The sequence below is a fragment of the Paenibacillus xylanexedens genome, assembly GCF_007680605.1.
Lineage (GTDB): Bacteria > Bacillota > Bacilli > Paenibacillales > Paenibacillaceae > Paenibacillus > Paenibacillus xylanexedens_B.
This window is the reverse complement of the sequence record NZ_VEIO01000001.1, coordinates 1186237-1206299: the sequence shown is the minus strand read 5'-3', so window position 1 is coordinate 1206299 and position 20063 is coordinate 1186237. Positions and strand designations below refer to the sequence as shown.

Here is a 20063-nt window from a genome sequence, read left to right as displayed (position 1 = left end):
ATAAGCCAAATCATAACACAGGATAGATCAGCGGGCATCGACTTGCTTGCGCCAGCTTCGAATATCTGCGTTTAACTGCTTCACGTCTCCAGTGGCCTCTTGCTCGTCAGACAACTTGAAATGCTGTTTCAATGACAGAATCCGATACACACTCTCATCAATACGAGACTCCTTGATTTTACCTGATTTGACTGCAGTAATTAATGTGTCAAAAATCGTTTTGGCACTCTCATAACTATGAGCCACCAGCAAAATATCACTTCCGGCCTGAACCGTTGCGATTGCAGCCTTGTTCAATGGATAGTTTTTCGAGATCGCTCCCATGCTTAGATCATCGGTGATCACTACACCCTCATACTTGAACTTTCCTCTTAGATGATCCCCGATGATTACTTTCGACAGAGACGCCGGGTGATCAGGATCTAACTCGGGAAACAAAATATGGGCAACCATTACCGCTTCGGCCTGTTGTTTCACGGCCGCCTGAAACGGAATCCACTCCAGCTTTGCAAGCTGTTTCTCCGATTTGTTCACCACAGGCAAGTCTAAATGAGAATCGACGGAAGTATCACCGTGGCCAGGAAAATGTTTCACCACCGGGATGACTCCTTCACTACGCAATCCTTTCATCTCGGCGATGCCCATACGTGTAACCAGGTCAGCAGTAGTGCCGAAGGATCGATCTCCAATGACTGGATTCTTCGGATTACTGTTAATATCCAGCACGGGTGCAAAATCGACATTAAAACCGGCAAGCTTGATCTGTCTCGCCAGCAGTGTACCCATCTTCTCAGCAAGCTTGGTATCATTGGTTTTACCTACTTTTCGATTGGACGGGATCGACTCAACTGCGTCCGGCATGCGACTTACCTTGCCGCCCTCTTGATCCACACTCATGAGGATGGGAACCGGGTTTTGCTGATTCGCCTGTTTAATCGATTTCACAAAAGCGGCCGTTCCCTGAAGCGTTGTTACGTTGTTGGCATAAAAAATGATGCCCCCGACTTTTTGGTCTCTGATCATTTGTTTCGCCTGATTATCCAATTCGGTTCCTTGCACACCTGCCAGAATCATCTGACCTATCTTTTCCTCCAGTGTTAGTTGCTGCAGCTGTTGTTTTACCGGATCAATCTCTTCCTGTGTTTCATCCTGAGGTTTCTCATGGACTTCATCTTGAGACGGAGCGGCGTTATTCCCAGATGGTAATTGATTTTGGCCCGATGCTGTTCCATTATTGTTACCTGTTGCAGTGGAAGGCTTTGGAGCTTGTCCGCATGCGGCCAGTACAAGACTCAGAGTAGCAATCACAGACAACAGCACTACAAATCTGAAGTTCCGCTTCAAACGCAGGTTTCTATTCATCTTCAAGGATGTTCTTCCTCCTTATGTCTTATCGGTTCTGAAAATTTTTGGATTTCGTTCAGGCTAACCTTACCATAAGGTAAATGTTTTTCAAAATAGGTCTTATATAAGTTGAACTACAGATTTGAAACTTATATAGATGCGAAAAGTAATCTTGCTTCTTGTACCTGGATATGGCATGAATAGCTGTTTTAACATTGGGCGGGAGCAAGCGTAGTGGATGCGTTCTGGGTATATGCGGATTTCCGTTTTCTATTGTGAATTTTTCATATGATGAAATATTTATTTTTGAGAATGGTGGGTATTAAGTTCGTTGTTCAAGAGGATCGTTATTGGGAAAATAAAAAACCGCCTTGCGGCGGCTCTGCTGTTGATTTTAGACCACTTTTTGTCCCGTTGTTATGGATGTAATCACAAAGTTAAGTATTACTATTTTGAATTTTTCATATAATGAAATTCTCATTGCAATCTGGACAATACTTCTTTTGTAAAAGGAATGATATCGGCATTATGTCCCTCTTGCACTTTAATCGGCCATTCAGGATCACTCAATAGTACACGACCGAGAGCAATTAGATCAAATTCCCCATTCACCATCTTCTCATCCAGCAAATCAAGATGCGCGTCTCCTGTTTCTTGCTTTTCACTACCACGTTCCACAAACTCTGCCTCTAAACCTACTGAACCAACCGAAATCGCGGGTTTTCCCGTTAATTTCTGAGTCCAGCCCGCAAGATTGAGATCAGAACCTTCAAATTCCGGCAACCAGAAGCGGCGTGTGGAACAATGGAAAATATCTACCCCCGCTGCACTCAGCGGTTCCAAAAATTGTTTCAGCTCATCTGGCGATTCGACCAGTCTAGCCTCGTAACTGCCCATCTTCCATTGCGAGAAGCGTAAAACGATCGGAAAATCTGGTCCTACCGCAGCGCGGCAAGCTTTGATCACTTCGACTGCAAACTGTGTCCGGCGCACTAAATCTCCGCCATATTTGTCCGTCCTGCGATTCGTCTGCCCCCAGAAAAATTGATCAATTAAATATCCATGCGCACCATGCAACTCAATGCCATCAAAACCGATACGCTTCGCATCAGCCGCTGCCTGAGCATAGGCTTGTATAAGCGCGTGGATCTCTTCTTCCGTTAATGGTTCGTAAGCCGCTTCACCAGCCATACTGATTCCGGATGGACTAACGGGGTGAGCTTCTGCATTAGGTAAATCTCCAGAACGCCTTGCAGTGCCAACGTGCCAGAGCTGAGGCATTATTTTCCCGCCAGCATCGTGAACAGCCTTGACTACATTCGCCCATCCTTGCAACGCTTCTTCACCATAAAAAAGCGGAATGCTCTCACCACTTACTGAGGATGGGTGGTTAATCCCTGTGCCTTCTGTAATAATAAGTCCCACGCCGCCAGCCGCTCTACGGCGGTAATAGTCAGCCACATCGGGCCCTGGCACACCGCCCGGTGAAAACCCCCGCGTCATCGGTGCCATAACAATTCGATTGGGCAAGGTAAGTTTGTCAGATGTGAACGGTTTAAACAATGATGAAGGTACGTTCATGTTTTAGTCTCCTTTGCAATGGAAAGTATACATTTCGCACTTACCTTGAGATGTGACATGCTTTGGATAACACTAAGCAGTGGTCATACGCCTGTAGACTGTCATACATATTTCTCTTTATCCATTTTATAGATTCTTATTTTTATTTTCAAACAAATTTCTCACACGAAACTGAACCACAAAAAAAAGAACAGCTTCGGAAGAGCCGCTGTCCGTTGACCTGAGTGCCGCAGATTGTTCTACACAATGAATATCATCAGCACATCGCCGGGTCACCAACAATGTGGATGCAGCATAGTATATAATCCATAATCTTCCTTATATTTTAATTTGAATTCACAGGAATATCCACTCGATTCACTCGTAATATTTTTCCAGATGAGGGCGATAGGACGTCCGGGTCTGTACCCAATCCAAAATAAAAATCACCATCAAGCTCCTCAAATGACTTGGCATAAGTGTCCTGTGTAAAGCGCAAAATTTCATTCCATGTTGTCAGATCATTGGTTTGATAGACCCTGCTCACGTAGACATTGGCCTGCTTGCGAGTATACGTTAACACATAAACTTTATCATCACGCACAAGCAAGTCTGTTGGTAACGCATTCGCATCTGCCAGACTGACACGTCTCGCCTGATTGATATCCGTCATCACATTCAATGACTTAGGCAACAGTTGACTATCATTGAAGACACCACCAGCAATATACACCAGCTTATTGTTAAAATTAATATTTTTACCGATTTTATTGTACGGAACTGTACCTTGTTGATAGGTCAACCCGGGTAACATTTTGTTACCGTAGATAGCTACGTCTCTCTTTTCCAAACGTTCATTAATCTCCAGTATATTCGTTTTGTCATTCCATATTTTATTGGCGGGGTACATCATTCCGGAGGCATACAATTTCCCCTGGATTTCGAATAGCGTATATGCTCTAAAGCCAAATGTGTTGATCGTTCCAAACTGCTGCCAACTTTGCCCATCATTATGTGAGATTAAGACGGTTGGTTTGGTTTCTGTGCCAAGTGCAGCAAACAGCTTGCCTTGATAATATGCGAGATCATAGACATGAACGCCCTTGGGCAGATTGCGATATTTGGTCCACGTCCCTTCGTGCAAGCGGTAAAAGTTGCCAAAGTCCCAGCTTTCACCATCGGAATCATGACCAGGGATATACAGTTTTCCATTTAACACCTTATAGAGATCAATCTGCTCTTCGTCCACGTACATTTTTGTTGAGGGTATAATGCTCGGATTACTGTTCGTCACCGCCTGCGTCTCAAACTTGGCATTCGTTGCATCATAGTACACGACAGGGATCGGCCCCGCATTTTGTGCAGGCCCCGTATTGCTGCTATTTCCATGGCCCAGATAGATTTTCCCGTTGTATCGTTGCATGTCCCATACGTTGTTGGCATAAGGCGATTTGTTAAAAGCCCTTCCTAACAATTCCAGCTTGCTCGTCACATCAGCTGACTGAATCGGGGCATTGGACACCTGGACATTCTCACGCTCTGTAGCCGCAGGTCTTAGTGCAGGGGTGTTCGTCTTGGGTTTGGCGTTTCCCATGAGCATCCAGCCCGCTCCGGCGACAAGAGCCAGCCCGATTGCTGCCCAGGTTACTTTCTTTTGCATATCCGCATCCTCCTTCAACATAATCACTTTTCATACGTTCAAAAAAAGATACAAATTGTATCTTTTTATAGTATGTAAATGGTGCTTACACTGCAACAAATTTCGCCCTTTTCAGCAAAAAAAGTAGACGCTCGTATCCGAAGATAAGAGGTCTACTATAAGAATTGAAGGACTATTCTGCCTTGACCAAAATTTTCACCTGATTTTTTTCTTTAAGCAACGCTTCAAAACCGTGTTCTACAACCTCATCCAGCACAATTCGTTTGGTCACCAGCTTGTCGGCCGGGAAAAACCCTTTCTCCATCAAACGGATGACTGCCGGGAACACATCGCGATAACCGATGATTCCGTTTATTGTGCGCTCTTTCATCACAATGGAGTTCGGCTGCATTGGCGCTTCTTGTTCAAAAATACTTACAATCATCAGTTCACCACCAATACGTGTTGAGTCAATCGCTTGTTGCAGCACACGAGGCACACCTGTTACTTCGTAGGCTACATCGACTCCCCCTTGCGTAAGCCGGTGAATCTCTTCAACCACTTGAACCTCGGTCGGGTCAATCACAATGGCACCCAGCTCTTTCGCCTTTGCTTTACGCTCCGGCGACAGTTCCACAACATAAATATCGGATGCCCCGGATGCCTTGAGCGCTTCAATAACCAGAAGTCCAATCGGTCCTGCACCAAATACCGCTGCCGTATCCCCAACGTTCAGTTTACTCTGGCGAACAGCGTGCAGAGCTACTGCGGAAGGTTCAACAAGAGCACCCTGCTCATAAGATATGGAATCCGGAATGGCATGAACCATCTTCTCGTCTGCTGTCACATACTCGGAGAATCCCCCTCCGCCCCCGGCCAGACCTAAAAATCCCATCTTGTCACATAAATTGTACCTGCCCTGTTTACAAGCTTCGCAATGACCGCATGCATAAATGGGCTCTACAACCACACGATCACCTGCCTGAAAACGAGTCACCCCTTCGCCCACTTCAACCACTTGTCCCGAAAACTCATGTCCCATAACCACAGGTGCTTTTTCCCCTGTTAGCGGATGCGGAGCCTGAGCTGGTATAAAAATCGGTCCAGCTGTGTATTCATGTAGATCGCTGCCACAGATCCCGCACCATTCCACTTTTATTTTCACTTTACCCTGTTCAATCTGAGGTTCAGAAATATGTTCCAGACGAAGATCTTTGACACCGTGCCAACGCAATGCTTTCATTCCATTCATCTCCCAAATGATTAATTCGTATAATATCGGAAACGTTTCCGTAAATTAAATATGTCACATTAGAGATAGCCTGTCAAACATCTTTCTCCATAAATATGTCGATCTCGTGAGTAAATTCGTCAATTAATCTGCAGTTTTACGCTAATAAAGGAAATAAACACGATGATCATTCTAAGATTTCGTTTATTTCTAATCATAAATTAGGAAATTAAACATAAAGATGCATAAATTTACATCCATTTCTGTTTGTTGACGGGCTACTATGATGTTGCAATGGTATAATCAAGTTATATGCATACTTTGCAATACATACATAAGCCTAAAATACGGAATCGTTTCCGATGAAGTGAGGTCAATGATAAAGTGAGTAAAGAGCAAAAAATCACGATTAAGGATGTCGCTGAACGCGCTGGTGTAGGAATTGCTACCGTATCGCGGGCTATCAACAATTCGGATGGAATCAGCAGTGTAACACGAGAAAAGGTTATGCGTGCCATAGAAGATTTGGGCTTTGTGCCAAACACCTCTGCACAGAGTCTCAAAATCAGACAAACGCATCAGATTGCACTTGTTGTTCCGGATATCCGTAACGCCATCATTCCCGAAATCTCCTGGTCCGTTGAGCAGACCGCGAAGCAGCACGGGTACCATGTTGTGCAGATTAACACAGCTGGCAATGCCAGAACGGAGCTTGAGACGATACGTAATGTGAAGAAATTACACGTTGATGGTCTTATTTTCATGCCGCTTGCCTATCCAAAAACACTGCCCGGACTCATTGACAAAGCACCTCTTCCAATCTCCATTATTAACTACGGAAAAAAATTGGAGCCTGGCATTCAAGCAGACATCGTCTCCTTGTCGCAACCTGAGGGAAAACTGGTTATGGAGCATCTGTTTAAAATCGGAAGAACCCGGATTGCTTATGCCGGAGCCCCCAAAGATATTATTGAGGAGCGCTATCGCGCCTACGAGCAAGCTGTCGGTCATGTGGATATTTCCCTTGTTTACTTCGGTGAAGACTTCTCTCTTGCTACGGGAGCGAGTGCCGCGGATTACTTCTACGGTTTGACCCATATGCCGGATGCGGTCTATGCAATTAATGATATGGTTGCCATTGGACTTGTGAACCGCTTTAAAGAGTTAGGTGTACGGGTACCCGAGGATGTAGCTGTGGTGGGCGTGGATAACAATCAATGGACAACGGTGTCGTCGCCTCAGATCAGTTCCGTCTCCATCATGGGTGAGGAGGTCGCTCGGCTTGCAACGGAGTTATTGCTTAAACGGATTCGTGAGATGAGTACTTCGGATTACGAACATATCCAGTTCGAACCGCGGTTGATTGTCCGCGAGTCCAGTGTAGCTATGATTCGCTCGTCAAACGCGATAAACAATATCCATTCCTAAAAAAAACACAAACCGATCTGTACACAATTATCGCAATATCCGTTCAAAAAACGAGCTTCTTATTTTAAAATAAGAGGCTCGTTTCTATGATCGCTGTTATTCAATACAGATAACGTTGCCTGAATACTTTGCTCGATGAACGAACGATCCGGTGCCGCCTTCATTAGCACGGTTAACCCGATCATCGAAACAACTAAACTTTGTGCCACAAGTCCAGCGTTTAACTCCTCTGGTAACTCTCCATTCTGTCGACCTTTTTCGAGTGTTTCTCTGAAAATGACCGCTAAATACATCTGATGCTCACGTGTTAACACAGCAAACTTGGGATCATGGGGAGCCAGTTCAACCATGGTGTTGATACAAAAACAACCTTGACTGGCAGTAACTTTCTTCTCCTCTGATGTAATCCAGTCAAAAACAGCGCGAAAAGCTTCTCTGACAGACTCTCCATGACCCAGTAATGCTCTAATCTGCGCGGCATGTAAAGTGGTATATCTACGAAGCACAAGTTCAAACAACTCCATTTTATCTCCAAAGGCTGCATACAAACTGGGACGCTGAATCCCCATTGCCGTTGTCAGATCCGTTAGTGAGGTTGCCTCGAACCCTTTAAGCCAAAATACATGCATAGCAGCATCCAGTGCTTCTTCTGTATTAAACTCTCGCTTTCTAACCACAATACCCCTCCATTATTTATCGAACAGTATAGTTATATACTAACGCAACGATTCGAAAAGTCAAAATGTATTTATATCATCAGCTAAAACTTTTGCTCAAATTACGCGGCATTCCAATGACTTAATAAACATTACCTCTTTTCTAATCAGCGCCCTATTGACATTCAGAAAGATAAAATATATGGTTAATCCCATAAATAAAATACCGATCAGTATAAAATAAAAAGTAAGAAAGGAATCCGACACAAATGCAACATTCTATCCAACATGCAAACAAGGAATCTTTTACAAAACAGAGCATGACAGGAGCATTGGCATGGGTATTTGCCGTGTGTAGCGGTCTATCCGTAGCGAATATTTACTATGCGCAACCTTTATTGGATTCCATCGCACTCGATTTCCATCTATCCACTGCAACCATTGGTCTCGTGATTACCATTACCCAGATTTGTTACGCGCTTGGCCTCTTACTGCTTGTTCCACTGGGAGACCTCGTCAACCGCCGTAAACTGATTCTAATCCAGATGATTTTATCCGCATTCGCTTTAATTGTTGCAGGTACTTCTGCTTCATCATCCATTTTATTCGCAGCTATTGCAATGGTTGGGTTATTAGCCGTTATCACTCAAACCTTTGTTGCTTATGCGGCTCATTTGTCAACCGACTCGCAGCGAGGTAGCATCGTAGGCCGGGTAACCAGTGGAATTGTCATCGGTATCTTGCTTGCACGATCTGTAGCCGGTTTGATGAATGACTGGCTGGGCTGGAGATCTGTATATTTATTTTCAGCCAGTCTCACTCTGATCAGTGTATTTGTGCTGGGGCGTATGCTCCCTCAACGCTCGTTCACACAATCCAAGCTGGGCTATATACAATTGCTCGCTTCCACCCTGCGACTATATAGAGAGTTACATGTACTTCGAATCCGCGGGATACTAGCCATGTTCATTTTTATGGCCTTCAGCATATTGTGGACTGCCATCGTGTTACCACTCAGTGCGCCCCCAATATCGTTATCCCACGTTGCTATAGGTGCTTTCGGCTTTGCAGGCCTTGCTGGAGCACTTGCTGCCGCCAAAGCGGGCAAACAAGCTGATCACGGCTCTGGGCAGAAAACAACCGGCATTTCTCTCATCATTTTAGCGTTGTCCTGGATTCCTATCAGCTTGATACATACTTCATTATGGTTTCTGGTTGTGGGTATGATCCTGCTTGATCTTGCTGTGCAAGCTATACATGTAACCAATCAAAGTCTGATTTATCGAGTCCGTCCGGAAGCTCAAAGCCGATTAACTGCATCGTATATGATCTTCTATTCCATCGGCAGTGCAGCCGGTTCCATTATTTCTACACAAGTGTATGTCTGGTCAGGCTGGAGGGGAGTATGTTTGTTAGGTGCAGGCGTCAGTATCACGGCTTTGCTGGTATGGATCGTGGATCGTCTGTCGGAACGGTTTGTTTTAACGAGGCATGATCGCTAGCAACAGTTGAAATTGTTTCATTAAAAAAACGAGCTTCTCATCCAATGACAAGAAGCTCGTTTTGACTGTTTTCTTTTTTGCGGCATTAAATCAGCAATTCATTAATGGAAAGAGTACGCTCTTTGGACAGATCACGATACTGTTCCGATTCCACTTTAATCAGCGGTTTGAAAATATCGGACGCATTGTTCATGACAATAACACCCTTCTCTCCATTACTTAGCAGCACCTGTTTGCCAATAAAGTTAGGCAGCAAATGCTGCATTAGCGCTTGGACCGCCTTTTCATTCAATTTTCCAAATCCCATGCTATAGATATCTCTGAGATTGTTAATCAGGTTCGGATTGCTTGCTCCATGTTTACCTGTCCGCATACCAATATAGATATCAGCTACAGACACAATTTGAGTATACGGATGAATCTCACCTTTTCCAAGTTGCATTGGATACCCTGACCCGTCTTCACGCTCATGATGCTGTAAAGCAACCAAAGCCGTAGCTTCATCTGTCATGGAACTTTTAATGATTTCATGCCCGTAAATCGTATGCCGCTGCAATTCGAGTTGCTCTTCTGCCGTCAATGGTTCTGTTTTGTTTCGAATTCGGAGTGAAACCTTACACTTGCCGATATCGTGCAAGTACCCGCCCCGACTGATCTTGTAACATTCTTCCTGCGAATAACCTAGCCAGCTCGCAATATAGAATGACAACAGACCTACCTGTATGGAATGAGTGTAATTGTTAACGTCATCACGTTCCAGCATCATCAGGAGATGTACAACGTCCTTCTGCTCATCAAGTCCATCCACCATAGGCTGCAGGGCATCATCTACCATTGTCGCATTAAATTTGCCTACCGTCAGCGCTTCCAGAAACGCATTCTGATAATTATGTACAGTCTGAAGAAATTGGGATTTCATCTCTTCTTCAGGAGGTTGTTCACCCGTGCTTGTCCCGCTAGAACTACTGTTACTTCTGGATTCTGATGCGTGTTTCATGGAAGCTGCGAAAAACTCTGCTTCGGTAATTCCTTCTTCACGCAATTCAATGTCTACGTAATCTACCCGATGCTGCATAAGCAAGGTAATATCCTCGCTTCGAATGACAGTCCCCTTTCCGAGAATGTGCAGTCCTGCATCGCTAAACGTATCCGCTGTCAGACGGTCCCCGTCTTGCAGGTTCATAATATGGATTCTCAATCGGAACTCCCCCTGAACAAATGATTATAGTTAACAACCCCGGATCAACGGGGCCGAGACATACTTATACATCTTATATCGTTTGAATCCAACATTTTCTACATAGTCCAAATGACCTTAATCATATGGACAAAAATGAACGTCTAAGACTTTATCCTCATAGGCCATAAGATATTATCCCGGTTTTTAATTTCGTGTATGCGAGATTTAATAACTTTTTCACGTGTTCCAAGCGAATGAAACGAAACTAACTTAATGAAAAAGGAGTCCCAACACATGGTTTGGACTCCAGATTCATGAGCGATTCACTACAACTTGACTTACTATTCGAGAACGTTCAGCCGTTCGAACCATGTCTTAGAGTTTAATGGATTCCAGACTTGCACCTTTTACGAAAAAACGTTCAATGCCCTTCTCCACCGATGCATCGGGAATGAGCGGCGGCGCCTGATGCGGTTTCACCCGTGCATCGATAATGAGCTGGTCACAGCCCCAGTGCTTGTGATTATAACTGCTGTTCACTCCGTACATGTCATGTGACGGGTTGCTGCGCGTAAACGTAGCCCATAAGAAGTTACTGAGGTTTGCACTCAGGAACGAGCTGTCATCACACACGATAATCAGCGGGCATGATTCCAGTCCCCCACGCTCTTGCAGAAGATCTGTAAGCTCTCTCATCTCCCGCGCAGTATCTTCATACGTAGTGAAGGCAGATGTCTGGATGGAAACCATGCCCGGCATGATCAGTTGCGGATTTTCGTAACCGCGAATATTATTCAGCGATTCCGGCACGTCTTTGCACAGTTCGCGAATCTTGTCTCCGTAAGCGGCCATAACCACCTTGCTACCGCTGTTGAGCCCCGTACCTGAATAGTCGAGTGTATCAATCGTGGTATGCGTATGAAAATGAATATCCCTTTGAAGATCCATCCGTTCCAAAATATAGGTGAGGAATTCAACCTCTTTATGCGTATCCAGCGATTGCTGTTCCTCAGCCGTAATAAACAGGTACTTCGCCAAGCTGAGTTGCCCTGTTCCCAAAATCCGATTGGCAATCGTCAACAATTCGGTTGGTTGCTTCACATCCGTATAAGGCGTATAACGCTCACTACCGATAGCAAATAACAAAGGATGGACCCCTGCGGCATCCACGGCATGAACCTCTTTCACACCCGGAATTTCCTGCTTGATGGCATCTCCAGTAATTTCATGAATAAGATCGCCAAATGCCGTATCTTCTTGCGGCGGACGTCCTACAACCGTAAATGGCCAGATCGCGTTCGGTTTAGCATATACTTTATGAACACGCATAAGCGGAAATTCGTGAGTCAGGCTATAGTAACCCAAATGGTCCCCAAAAGGACCTTCCGGCTTGGTCTCACCAGGATAAATGTCCCCCGTAATGACAAAATCCGCGTCATTGCTAATGCAGTACCCATCCTTATAGCTATATCTGAAGCGGCGTCCGGCAAGCAGGCCGGCAAAGGTCATCTCACTTAAACCTTCTGGCAGCGGCATGACTGCTGATAACGTATGTGCTGGCGGGCCGCCGATGAAAATGCTAACTTTCAGCGGTTCGCCTTTTTTCACAGCCTTGGCCTGATGAATTCCGATTCCACGATGAATTTGATAATGTAATCCAATTTCTTTATTCATTTCATAGTCGTTGCCACTAAGCTGCACACGATACATGCCTAGATTGGAATTCATAATGCCCGGTTTGTCCGGGTCTTCCGAATACACTTGAGGCAAAGTGACAAACGCGCCTCCATCCATCGGCCAGTGTTTGATGAGCGGCAGATCAGAAATCTGGATTTCCTGCGCCGATACCGGAAGGCTGATAGATTTTTGCTTTGGCAATGCCTGCCAGGCGGCAAGTCCTGTTTGAATATGCTTAAATGGCGTCTTAAGTGCCTTCATAGGGTCGTCCCGCACATCCATAACGCGCTGTACACCTTCCAGTGTCTCGCGGAACATGAACTTACTGCGTTCAACGGTGCCGAATAGATTCGATACGGCTTTGAATTTGGAACCTTTTACATTTTCAAATAACAGCGCCGGGCCCTTAGCCTCGTGCACCTTCATATGAATCGCAGCCATCTCCAGATTCGGATCAACCTCTTCCTTAACCCTGATCAGATGACCATGTTGCTCCAGATCGTTTATACAATCTTCCATATTGCGATATTTCATCGGATGGCTCCATTCTGTGTATTATAAAATCGCTAGATTATGTTCATATATTCACATAGACGCGTGAGATGCTTTTCTATTAGAAAGTGTGCTGAGGCGTCCCTTCTATTTTATCAAATGATCCGTCTCTAAACAAAGCTTTCGTTTGAAATAAAAAACACCTGTCTTCCATTCAACGATAACGTTAAACGAGAGGCAGGTGTTCTATTGTGGTTAGGAAATACATTTTACTGAACAATCATTTAAAAATAAGTTAGATCAATCCGGCTTTAGCGAGCAAACGTTTCACAATAGCTGCCGTCTGAGCACGGCTAATGTCTGCATCTGCCATCAGTTTCCCGTCAGCGCCTTGAACCAGACCTTGCTTAATTGCTGAGGCTACAGACTCTGCAGCCCATGCTTGTACTTGGCCACTATCACTATACGCACCAAGCAAATTCGCCGTCTCGGAAGCATCCGCTTTAGCCAAGTCTACCAGTTTCATGGCACGCGCAACGATGGTCATCGCTTCGGCACGGGATATTTCGTCGTTCGGACGGAAGCTGTTATCCGTGTAACCGGAGATCAGTCCATAGGAAATTGCGGTTTGCACTTCATTTTCATACCAGCTATCTGCGTTCACGTCTGTAAATGTTGTCGTTACGGCACTTTCAGGAGAATGCAGACCAAGACCTCTGAGTAATACGGCTGTGAACTCTGCGCGCGTAATGCTACGATCCGGTGCAAATGTATTATCTCCTGCACCTTCCACAACTAGACGCGAAGCCAGATCCTCAACATCCGTGCGACTCCAGTGATTGGAGACATCCGTGAACGTTGCCGGGTGGTAGATCAACGCATACGTACTGTTTGTCAAGCTGTTAATTACCGCGGCATCATTGGTTGTTCCTTTGATTACTTTGGTTGGCACATGTAGCATTGTACCGTCCGCTTGAAGAACGACACCTGTGGTGATTTTGGAGCCGTCGGTGTCTTTAGGCAAAGTGATCGTGCGCTCTACATAAGCATTGAAGCGATTCACATCCACCTGCTGACCTTTGTAAACGGCTTTCACTTCAAAATCAACCGGAGCCGCGATCACCGTTGTATTATTCATTTTGCTTGCCGCCGCCGCAATCGCTGCTTTCTTTGCATCATTGCTTGGTGTAATCGCAATCTGAAACTTAACATCTTCCAAAGATGCTGAGCCGCCAAGTTGTCTAACCACCTGATCTACCTTGATTTGATTGGCTGGAAGGGTATACGTTCCTGTATCCGTTTGAATAACAACTTGGGCATTGCTGCCTTCCATCGTCTTCACGAGCCTGCCATTCAGTTCACCGACAACCGAATTAGTACCCGTGCCTGTAACGGGAAGTAACAGTGTACGAAGTCCGTTCCCCACCTGATTGATCACTTTGTTGTTATCCACTTGAATCGTTGTAGTCACTTTATTATCAATCGTGGAGATTGATGCCGTTGCAGACTGCTCCTGCTTCTGTCCATTCACGTAAATGTCTACGCCTTTAGTTGGCGCTGGAGTGGAAGATGTGGTTGGCACAGATGGTGCAGGGGATGATCCTCCGCCACCTGATGAACCCGTTGAAGGCGAACTGGAGTTACCACCTGAACTAGCTGCTGTAATCGTAATGGTTCCACCTGTTAATAGGGCAGGCGGACTGTACTCCAGATTATTGAAGCGCCAGTGTTCTTTATCGTTCTGATCAACAGTGAGTTTTGTCGTTCCTGAAGCGGCATTGCTTTTCGCTTTAATCTCCATCTCGAATAATGCCTGATCTGCATCAATCAGCCCTGTATCCTCTACTTGAGAAAGGTCTTTCGAATTCACCCAGATGATGCGTACCCAGCCTTCGGCGTTATTAATTTGGTATTGGAAGTCAGGCACACCTTCCTCCGTTGCAGAAGAGGTTATATTTCCTGACGCGGCTGGTGTAATACGCACCACTTCCAACGTCGATTTATCATAATCAATCTGCATATTATAAGCGTTAATCGGGTACTCATTCTGTGTCAATTTGACAGGTACCTTAACGGATTGACCTGCTTGCACACTAACATTGCTGAACTCGATTTGAGATTTGACAGCCGGTATGGCCCCAGCCACACCTGGTAAGATAAGCGAAGATAATAATGTTAACATGATCAGGCCTGACATCGTTTTTTTCACTTTTGCACGTTTGTTTTTCGGTTGAAGCATGGTATAACCTCCATGTCATAATTCAAATGTTTGAGACTCAATGATTAATTCTTCAGATAAATAGAATTATTAAATTATGATCAAGGTGGGGGAGGTGGTCCCTCCATTGCTTGCATTCCACGAATAACGATGGTCTTTCCTTCAGGATACTGACTCGAATTGGATACTGGTGTTATTTTAAGGATGAGATATCTACCCACGTCAGCATTTTGAATCGTATATTGAGGAGAATTGGGTTGCTCAATCGCTAGTTCGTCTGTTCCGTTCACATCTGCAGCCGTATACCATTGATATTTGGCAGTAGCTACGGAATCATCATCTACATCTAATTGTGTAAATGATCCAGTAATCGTTTGTCCGAGTTGCATCGTTCCATTTAACTTGCCATTGAACGCATAAGGAGCATCATCCACTTGCTTGAACGTCAGCACATAGCTGTTATTCTTCGCACCGAGCGACCCCTCAATATACCCCTGCATGAAAGCTTTCATGTCCTGGACCATTTCTGGTGTACCGTTGCGGTCGATATCTGCTCTATTTATTGCCCGGTTGGACAAGAAGGACCGGGTACGAAGGTAACTTAATAATTCAACCGCATCGGCAGAATCCACATAACCGTCATTATTGAAATCACCTTTTTTGCTGATATGCAGCTCGATGTTGTCCTCAACCGTTTCTAATTGGGAATTCGGGTCTTGCGATGCTTTGTATTGTGCTGTTAATTTAATATTGATCACGCCCTTGGCAAAGGGAACAACAACCAATGTATATTTCGAATGATCACGCGATACATCTACACTAGCGATATCATCATTGCTGGACTGCGCACTTATTAAACTAAATTGGTCTGATGGAAAATGATTGCTCAAATCAATCGTAATAAAATTATTTTCTTCAACCGTAATTGGTGCAGTAACTCTAGAAGGCCAGGGGCTTGATGAGTTAGACGGGTTTGATGAAACACTCATCCAAGAAATGCCTTCATTAAGTACAGGTCTTGAAATCTCAAAAGTTGGTCCAATAGCACCTGCTTGAACCTGAGGAAGTGAACCAGCTACCGGCAAAGCTATGCCAAGACCGAGTGCGGCCAACATGCTTTTTCTCATGATCGGCTTTAATTTATTGTGTTTATTTTTCCCCTTCAATTCATGTTCCTCCTCGTGTTTATCTGATTTTTAATATAGATACATAGCAAGTATAACGACCTATTCTGAACGGATTCTGAACAGGCCCATAGAACTATTACCAGTTAATATTCGACAAAAAACGCCATGGGATAAGCTCCCATAGCGTTTTAATCATCAAAAAATTTCCATATTCCATTTAATTTTCGAAAAAAATATTTTTAGACGCCTTCCACAATTCGCTTCGCGCGAGTGCTTACTTCACGATATAACTCATCCTCATCTATGGTAAGCAACTTTCTGTCCTGCATCAGGATCTGCCCATCTACAATGGTGGTGTGCACATCCGCCCCATTCACGCTGTAGGCCAACAGCGACTCTACATTATGAATGGGCTGCAGGTGAGGTTTGGCAAGGTCAATCAGAATGAGATCCGCTTTGTATCCAGGTGCAAGCATCCCCACTTCATTTTGCAGGGTTAACAATTTTGCGCTCCCACGGGTTGCCATATCAAGCACTTGACGTGCTGGAAGCCGGGTCGGATCACCGTATTCCAGCTTTTGCAGCCAGCATGCAGCCTTGATTTCTTCGAACATATCCAGTGTTGTTGCGCTGCCTGCTCCATCTGTGCCGATTCCTACCGTGATCCCTTCGGCAATCATCGCCTCAACCGGAGCTATGCCACAACCGAGCTTAAGGTTGCTCACCGGATTATGGGCGACACCGCCGCGCATGCCCTTCAGCCTGCTGATGTCTTGAGGGTTCAGATGTACTCCGTGAGCCAGTAGCACATGCGCCCGCTCGAACATACCTGATTCCTCCAAATATTCCGTGGGTGTCATATCATAGCGGCTACGAATCTTCTCTACTTCTTCCTTCGTTTCTGCCAGATGAATGTGCAGCGGAATCTCGTCCTGAACAGCCATCGCAATGACTTCACGCAGCGGTTCCATCGGACAAGTATAAGGAGAGTGCGGCCCATACATCGTTGTGATTCGACCATTCGCTTTCCCCGACCAGCGTTGCACCAGATCGATCGCTTCCTGCAGCCTGCGTCCTCCGTCATCCTCCATAAAAACCATTCCCCGTGTCAACGATGCACGCATGCCCGTTTCAGTGACTGCTTCCGCAATCTCATTCATGTGAATGTACATATCGGCAAAAGCGGTTGTTCCGGAACGAATCATCTCTGCAATGCCCAGTTTGGCTCCCCAATAAATATCTTCGGGTGTCATCCGCGCTTCAGCAGGCAGCATCTTGCGCTCCAGCCAGTCCATCAGCTTCAGATCATCGGAAAAACCTCGAAGCAGACTCATTGGCGAATGCTGGTGGGCATTCACAAGACCGGGCATCGCCAGTTTATTTCGAGCATCGATCACCTCGTCCTCAGGTTGAGGCATGATATGACTGGCGATCTGCACAATCTGGTTCCCTTCTATACGAATATCGCCCGTAAAAGGTGCTCCGGCTTCTTGCATCGTTAGAACCGTTGCTTGCTGAATCAAAATACCCATGTACTTTCACTCCTCTGAATTGGAACTTGTAATTTGTGTCCAATCCAGCGTAAGGCTTCACGCAGCGGCAAGGTCAATCACTTTATCCGGGCAATTGCCAATTGATGAAAAGTTCGGATAAATGGTCTGGGATCAATTTCTACCATATAAGGATACACCCCTGTACTCGTATGCAAATAGAAAAAACCGCCTTCATCCCCCATCCGGCGAAATGACATATCAAACACTTCTGTAATCCTGAACTCCCTGTACTTGGTTACGATTCGATCCGAATAAAGCGTCATGGTACGTGCATTCCTCTCAATCTCCTGCGAAAGGCCATTGACCTCCCGCTGTACTCTGTAATACGGCAATACGGCGATACAGTCCATGCTCTTCCTCCAATCGTGCTTGATCCATAGTTTCATCATAGCAGATTGGAGCTTTCAGACAAAAACTTTAAGCCGGGTTTAAGAACTGGGGCCATCCGTCGCGCCTCTTACCCGTCAGGTTAGATGATCTTCGTTACCACGTTTAACGGGTATTCCAGCTCCTCTTGAATATCATGTATGGAGAAACATTGCTCCACATGATACACGCCTGGCTGTTGAGACTTTGTATAAACTCTTTTGGCTACAGCGGCAGCGACCTCTGCTGTTAGAACTGCTTCCTTCTCGCCAACCAAGAGCTGTTCCATTCCCACCCGCTCTCCATTTTTCCATCCAGCCACATCTACCTTCACAGCAAACATCGGCTTACCACCCGGAATCCAAGCAAATGCTTTAACTGCCAGATTACGAAGCCAGGCAAAACGCAACAGCTTCAGTAGTCCTGCTCGTCTCGATATCGAAAGTGCTCTCGTGATCCAGCGTGAATCCAGACACAGCCGCGTTGACACATTGGGAATACGAAGTGTTCGAGCTACAGCCTGTTGGTCTGAAAAAGGGAATCGATACGCAATATGCCGTCCCAGTCCCTCTCCAAACTCAATCGACTTACCACCGCTCAGGCTCTGTACTTTGACTAGCTGCCCGCGCTGCATGACTTCATAATTGGCATTCATCTGATCCACCGTCCATTCGATTGCCGCCTTGCCGTGTTTCTCCCCGAGACCGAGCATCACCGTGATGTCCGCCTCCTGCACTTGATCCAGCTGCGTCGACGCCTCACGCACAAGCAGATTCGTTATGCCGGGTGACAAACCGACGCTGAGAATTGCGGTTGATCCATGGGCCTTCATTACGGAATGCAACCCTTCCATTTGTTTCAGAAAGCCAACCTTGGCGGAAATATCGATATAATCCGTTCCGGCTTTGGCACAGCTTTCAACGAATCGGGTATCGTTCTGATCTACACACATGATGACGAGTTTAACGTGTCGCAACATGGCAGGGTCTACCTTTTTCATAATATCCAGTTGCATTGGCTTAACTGCGCCACCCGTCTGGCGACTGAATTGTTCCGCACGTTCCAAACGTGTACCTGCTGCCCACACATTGCCGGGAAATGCACGCGCAAGCTGAGTGCAGACCATCTGCCCCACTTGGCCGTAACCACCAACGACCCAGATCTGATCTTTCATGATGTTGTCTTGTTGTATATTAGTCTCGTATTGCATAGTACCCCTCCACCCAGAATGCTCCAAAATAACGGGTTATCCGGGAAAAACCACATTCCGCGAGCAATTTCACTAAAATTTCTGCAGACACGGGATCGGATGTCTGACCGAGCGATGCGGCAAACCGTTCCCATTCCTCGGCAAGCACACCCGCCTGCATCATATGTTCTCGCCAAGCTTGCATCATGACCGGATAAACGGGAGAATCCAGATCTGCATTAACAGACGCAAGAATTAGAGGTGCGCCGGGTTTGAGCCTACTGGCGAGATGCATCAGGAAAAACTTTTTCGCTTCCAATCCCTGAATAAAATGCAACATCAACATACTCGTGGCACCATCGTACAAGTCATCCTCAGGTAATTGTTCAATGGTCACAGAATGAAGCTTGACCCGATTCGAGATACCAGCTTCTTGGACTCTTTTTTTCGCCAAATCCAACATCCGCTGAGAGGTATCCATACCCGTCAACAACCAGTCAGCATGTTTTGTACCCAGCAAAGTAATCTCCTTTCCTCCTCCAGCACCGGTAACTAATAATTTAATATCGGTGTTGTTATCTGCTATTGTTGCTGTGAGAAGTTTATCCATCAGATCATGCATATGGGCATACCCCGGAATTTTGAGAGTTATCGATTGCTCATATCGATAGATGTCTGCGTTCTCCCAACTCATCGCTGAAGGATTGTCGGAGAGTGTACACTCCGTTCCATGATTACGTTTTTCGCCCCACGTACCATCTATATGATCTTTCATCGTAGCTACACTCCTCTGAATTTGAAGTTAGACTTGACTCTGTATTCGTCTAATTTCATTATAGAAGGATACATACAGACGACCATCCCATAAGTATGGGATATTAACGTACTCGGGAAGGAGCCT

The 20063-nt window shown here is 45.5% G+C and carries 15 protein-coding genes; 2 read left to right on the top strand and 13 right to left on the bottom strand.

Translation table 11 applies throughout. The features are described from left to right. Nucleotides 1-27 precede the first annotated feature (27 nt). From nagZ to FS818_RS05500, 4 genes are all read right to left on the bottom strand, one after another. Nucleotides 28-1362 (bottom strand): beta-N-acetylhexosaminidase, encoded by a 1335-nt coding sequence (gene nagZ / locus FS818_RS05515; protein ID WP_260989862.1) that lies wholly within the window; start codon nt 1360-1362, stop codon nt 28-30. Nucleotides 1363-1821: 459 nt separating this feature from the next. Then, entirely contained in the window at nt 1822-2925 is a 1104-nt protein-coding gene (locus FS818_RS05510) for an NADH:flavin oxidoreductase (protein WP_145330335.1), read from the bottom strand. A 325-nt stretch (nt 2926-3250) separates the two neighbouring features. Then, nucleotides 3251-4564, bottom strand: coding sequence for a hypothetical protein (locus FS818_RS05505; protein WP_145330333.1), 1314 nt, complete (start codon nt 4562-4564; stop codon nt 3251-3253). 172 nt (nt 4565-4736) lie between these two features. Further along, complete coding sequence (locus tag FS818_RS05500; protein WP_145330331.1) at nt 4737-5786, bottom strand: 2,3-butanediol dehydrogenase; 1050 nt, start codon at nt 5784-5786, stop codon at nt 4737-4739. Nucleotides 5787-6158: 372 nt separating this feature from the next. Between FS818_RS05500 and FS818_RS05495 the strand changes: the two genes are divergently transcribed. After that, nucleotides 6159-7202: a LacI family DNA-binding transcriptional regulator gene (locus FS818_RS05495; protein ID WP_145330329.1), complete on the top strand. Its 1044-nt coding sequence runs from the start codon at nt 6159-6161 to the stop codon at nt 7200-7202. A 59-nt stretch (nt 7203-7261) separates the two neighbouring features. Here FS818_RS05495 and FS818_RS05490 read toward each other — a convergent pair whose 3' ends face one another. Continuing rightward, nucleotides 7262-7879 (bottom strand): TetR/AcrR family transcriptional regulator, encoded by a 618-nt coding sequence (locus tag FS818_RS05490; RefSeq protein WP_145330327.1) that lies wholly within the window; start codon nt 7877-7879, stop codon nt 7262-7264. 299 nt (nt 7880-8178) lie between these two features. Between FS818_RS05490 and FS818_RS05485 the strand changes: the two genes are divergently transcribed. After that, the gene (locus FS818_RS05485) at nt 8179-9360 is read left to right on the top strand and encodes an MFS transporter (protein ID WP_260989788.1); all 1182 of its coding nucleotides are present in this window, start codon (nt 8179-8181) and stop codon (nt 9358-9360) included. An 85-nt stretch (nt 9361-9445) separates the two neighbouring features. Here FS818_RS05485 and FS818_RS05480 read toward each other — a convergent pair whose 3' ends face one another. From FS818_RS05480 to FS818_RS05445, 8 genes are all read right to left on the bottom strand, one after another. Next, nucleotides 9446-10558: an HD-GYP domain-containing protein gene (locus FS818_RS05480; RefSeq protein WP_145330324.1), complete on the bottom strand. Its 1113-nt coding sequence runs from the start codon at nt 10556-10558 to the stop codon at nt 9446-9448. 357 nt (nt 10559-10915) lie between these two features. Beyond that, the gene (locus FS818_RS05475; RefSeq protein ID WP_145330322.1) at nt 10916-12751 is read right to left on the bottom strand and encodes a UbiD family decarboxylase; all 1836 of its coding nucleotides are present in this window, start codon (nt 12749-12751) and stop codon (nt 10916-10918) included. A 253-nt stretch (nt 12752-13004) separates the two neighbouring features. Beyond that, nucleotides 13005-14948 carry an S-layer homology domain-containing protein gene (locus FS818_RS05470; RefSeq protein ID WP_145330320.1) on the bottom strand — a complete coding sequence of 648 codons (1944 nt, stop codon included), beginning with the start codon at nt 14946-14948 and terminating at the stop codon, nt 13005-13007. Between the two features lie 80 nt (nt 14949-15028). Next, a complete protein-coding gene (locus FS818_RS05465) occupies nt 15029-16093 on the bottom strand; it encodes a dockerin type I repeat-containing protein (RefSeq protein WP_145330318.1) in 1065 nt (354 codons plus the stop codon). Between the two features lie 200 nt (nt 16094-16293). Continuing rightward, nucleotides 16294-17586, bottom strand: a complete 1293-nt coding sequence (locus tag FS818_RS05460; RefSeq protein WP_145330316.1) for an amidohydrolase — start codon at nt 17584-17586, stop codon at nt 16294-16296. A 77-nt stretch (nt 17587-17663) separates the two neighbouring features. Next, on the bottom strand, nt 17664-17957 hold the full coding sequence (locus FS818_RS05455) for a hypothetical protein (RefSeq protein ID WP_145330315.1): 294 nt from the start codon (nt 17955-17957) through the stop codon (nt 17664-17666). Nucleotides 17958-18076: 119 nt separating this feature from the next. Then, complete coding sequence (locus tag FS818_RS05450) at nt 18077-19183, bottom strand: saccharopine dehydrogenase family protein (RefSeq protein WP_145330313.1); 1107 nt, start codon at nt 19181-19183, stop codon at nt 18077-18079. Continuing rightward, on the bottom strand, nt 19167-19937 hold the full coding sequence (locus FS818_RS05445) for a class I SAM-dependent methyltransferase (protein ID WP_145330311.1): 771 nt from the start codon (nt 19935-19937) through the stop codon (nt 19167-19169). The genes FS818_RS05450 and FS818_RS05445 overlap by 17 nt, the downstream gene beginning before the upstream one ends. Nucleotides 19938-20063: the final 126 nt, after the last annotated feature.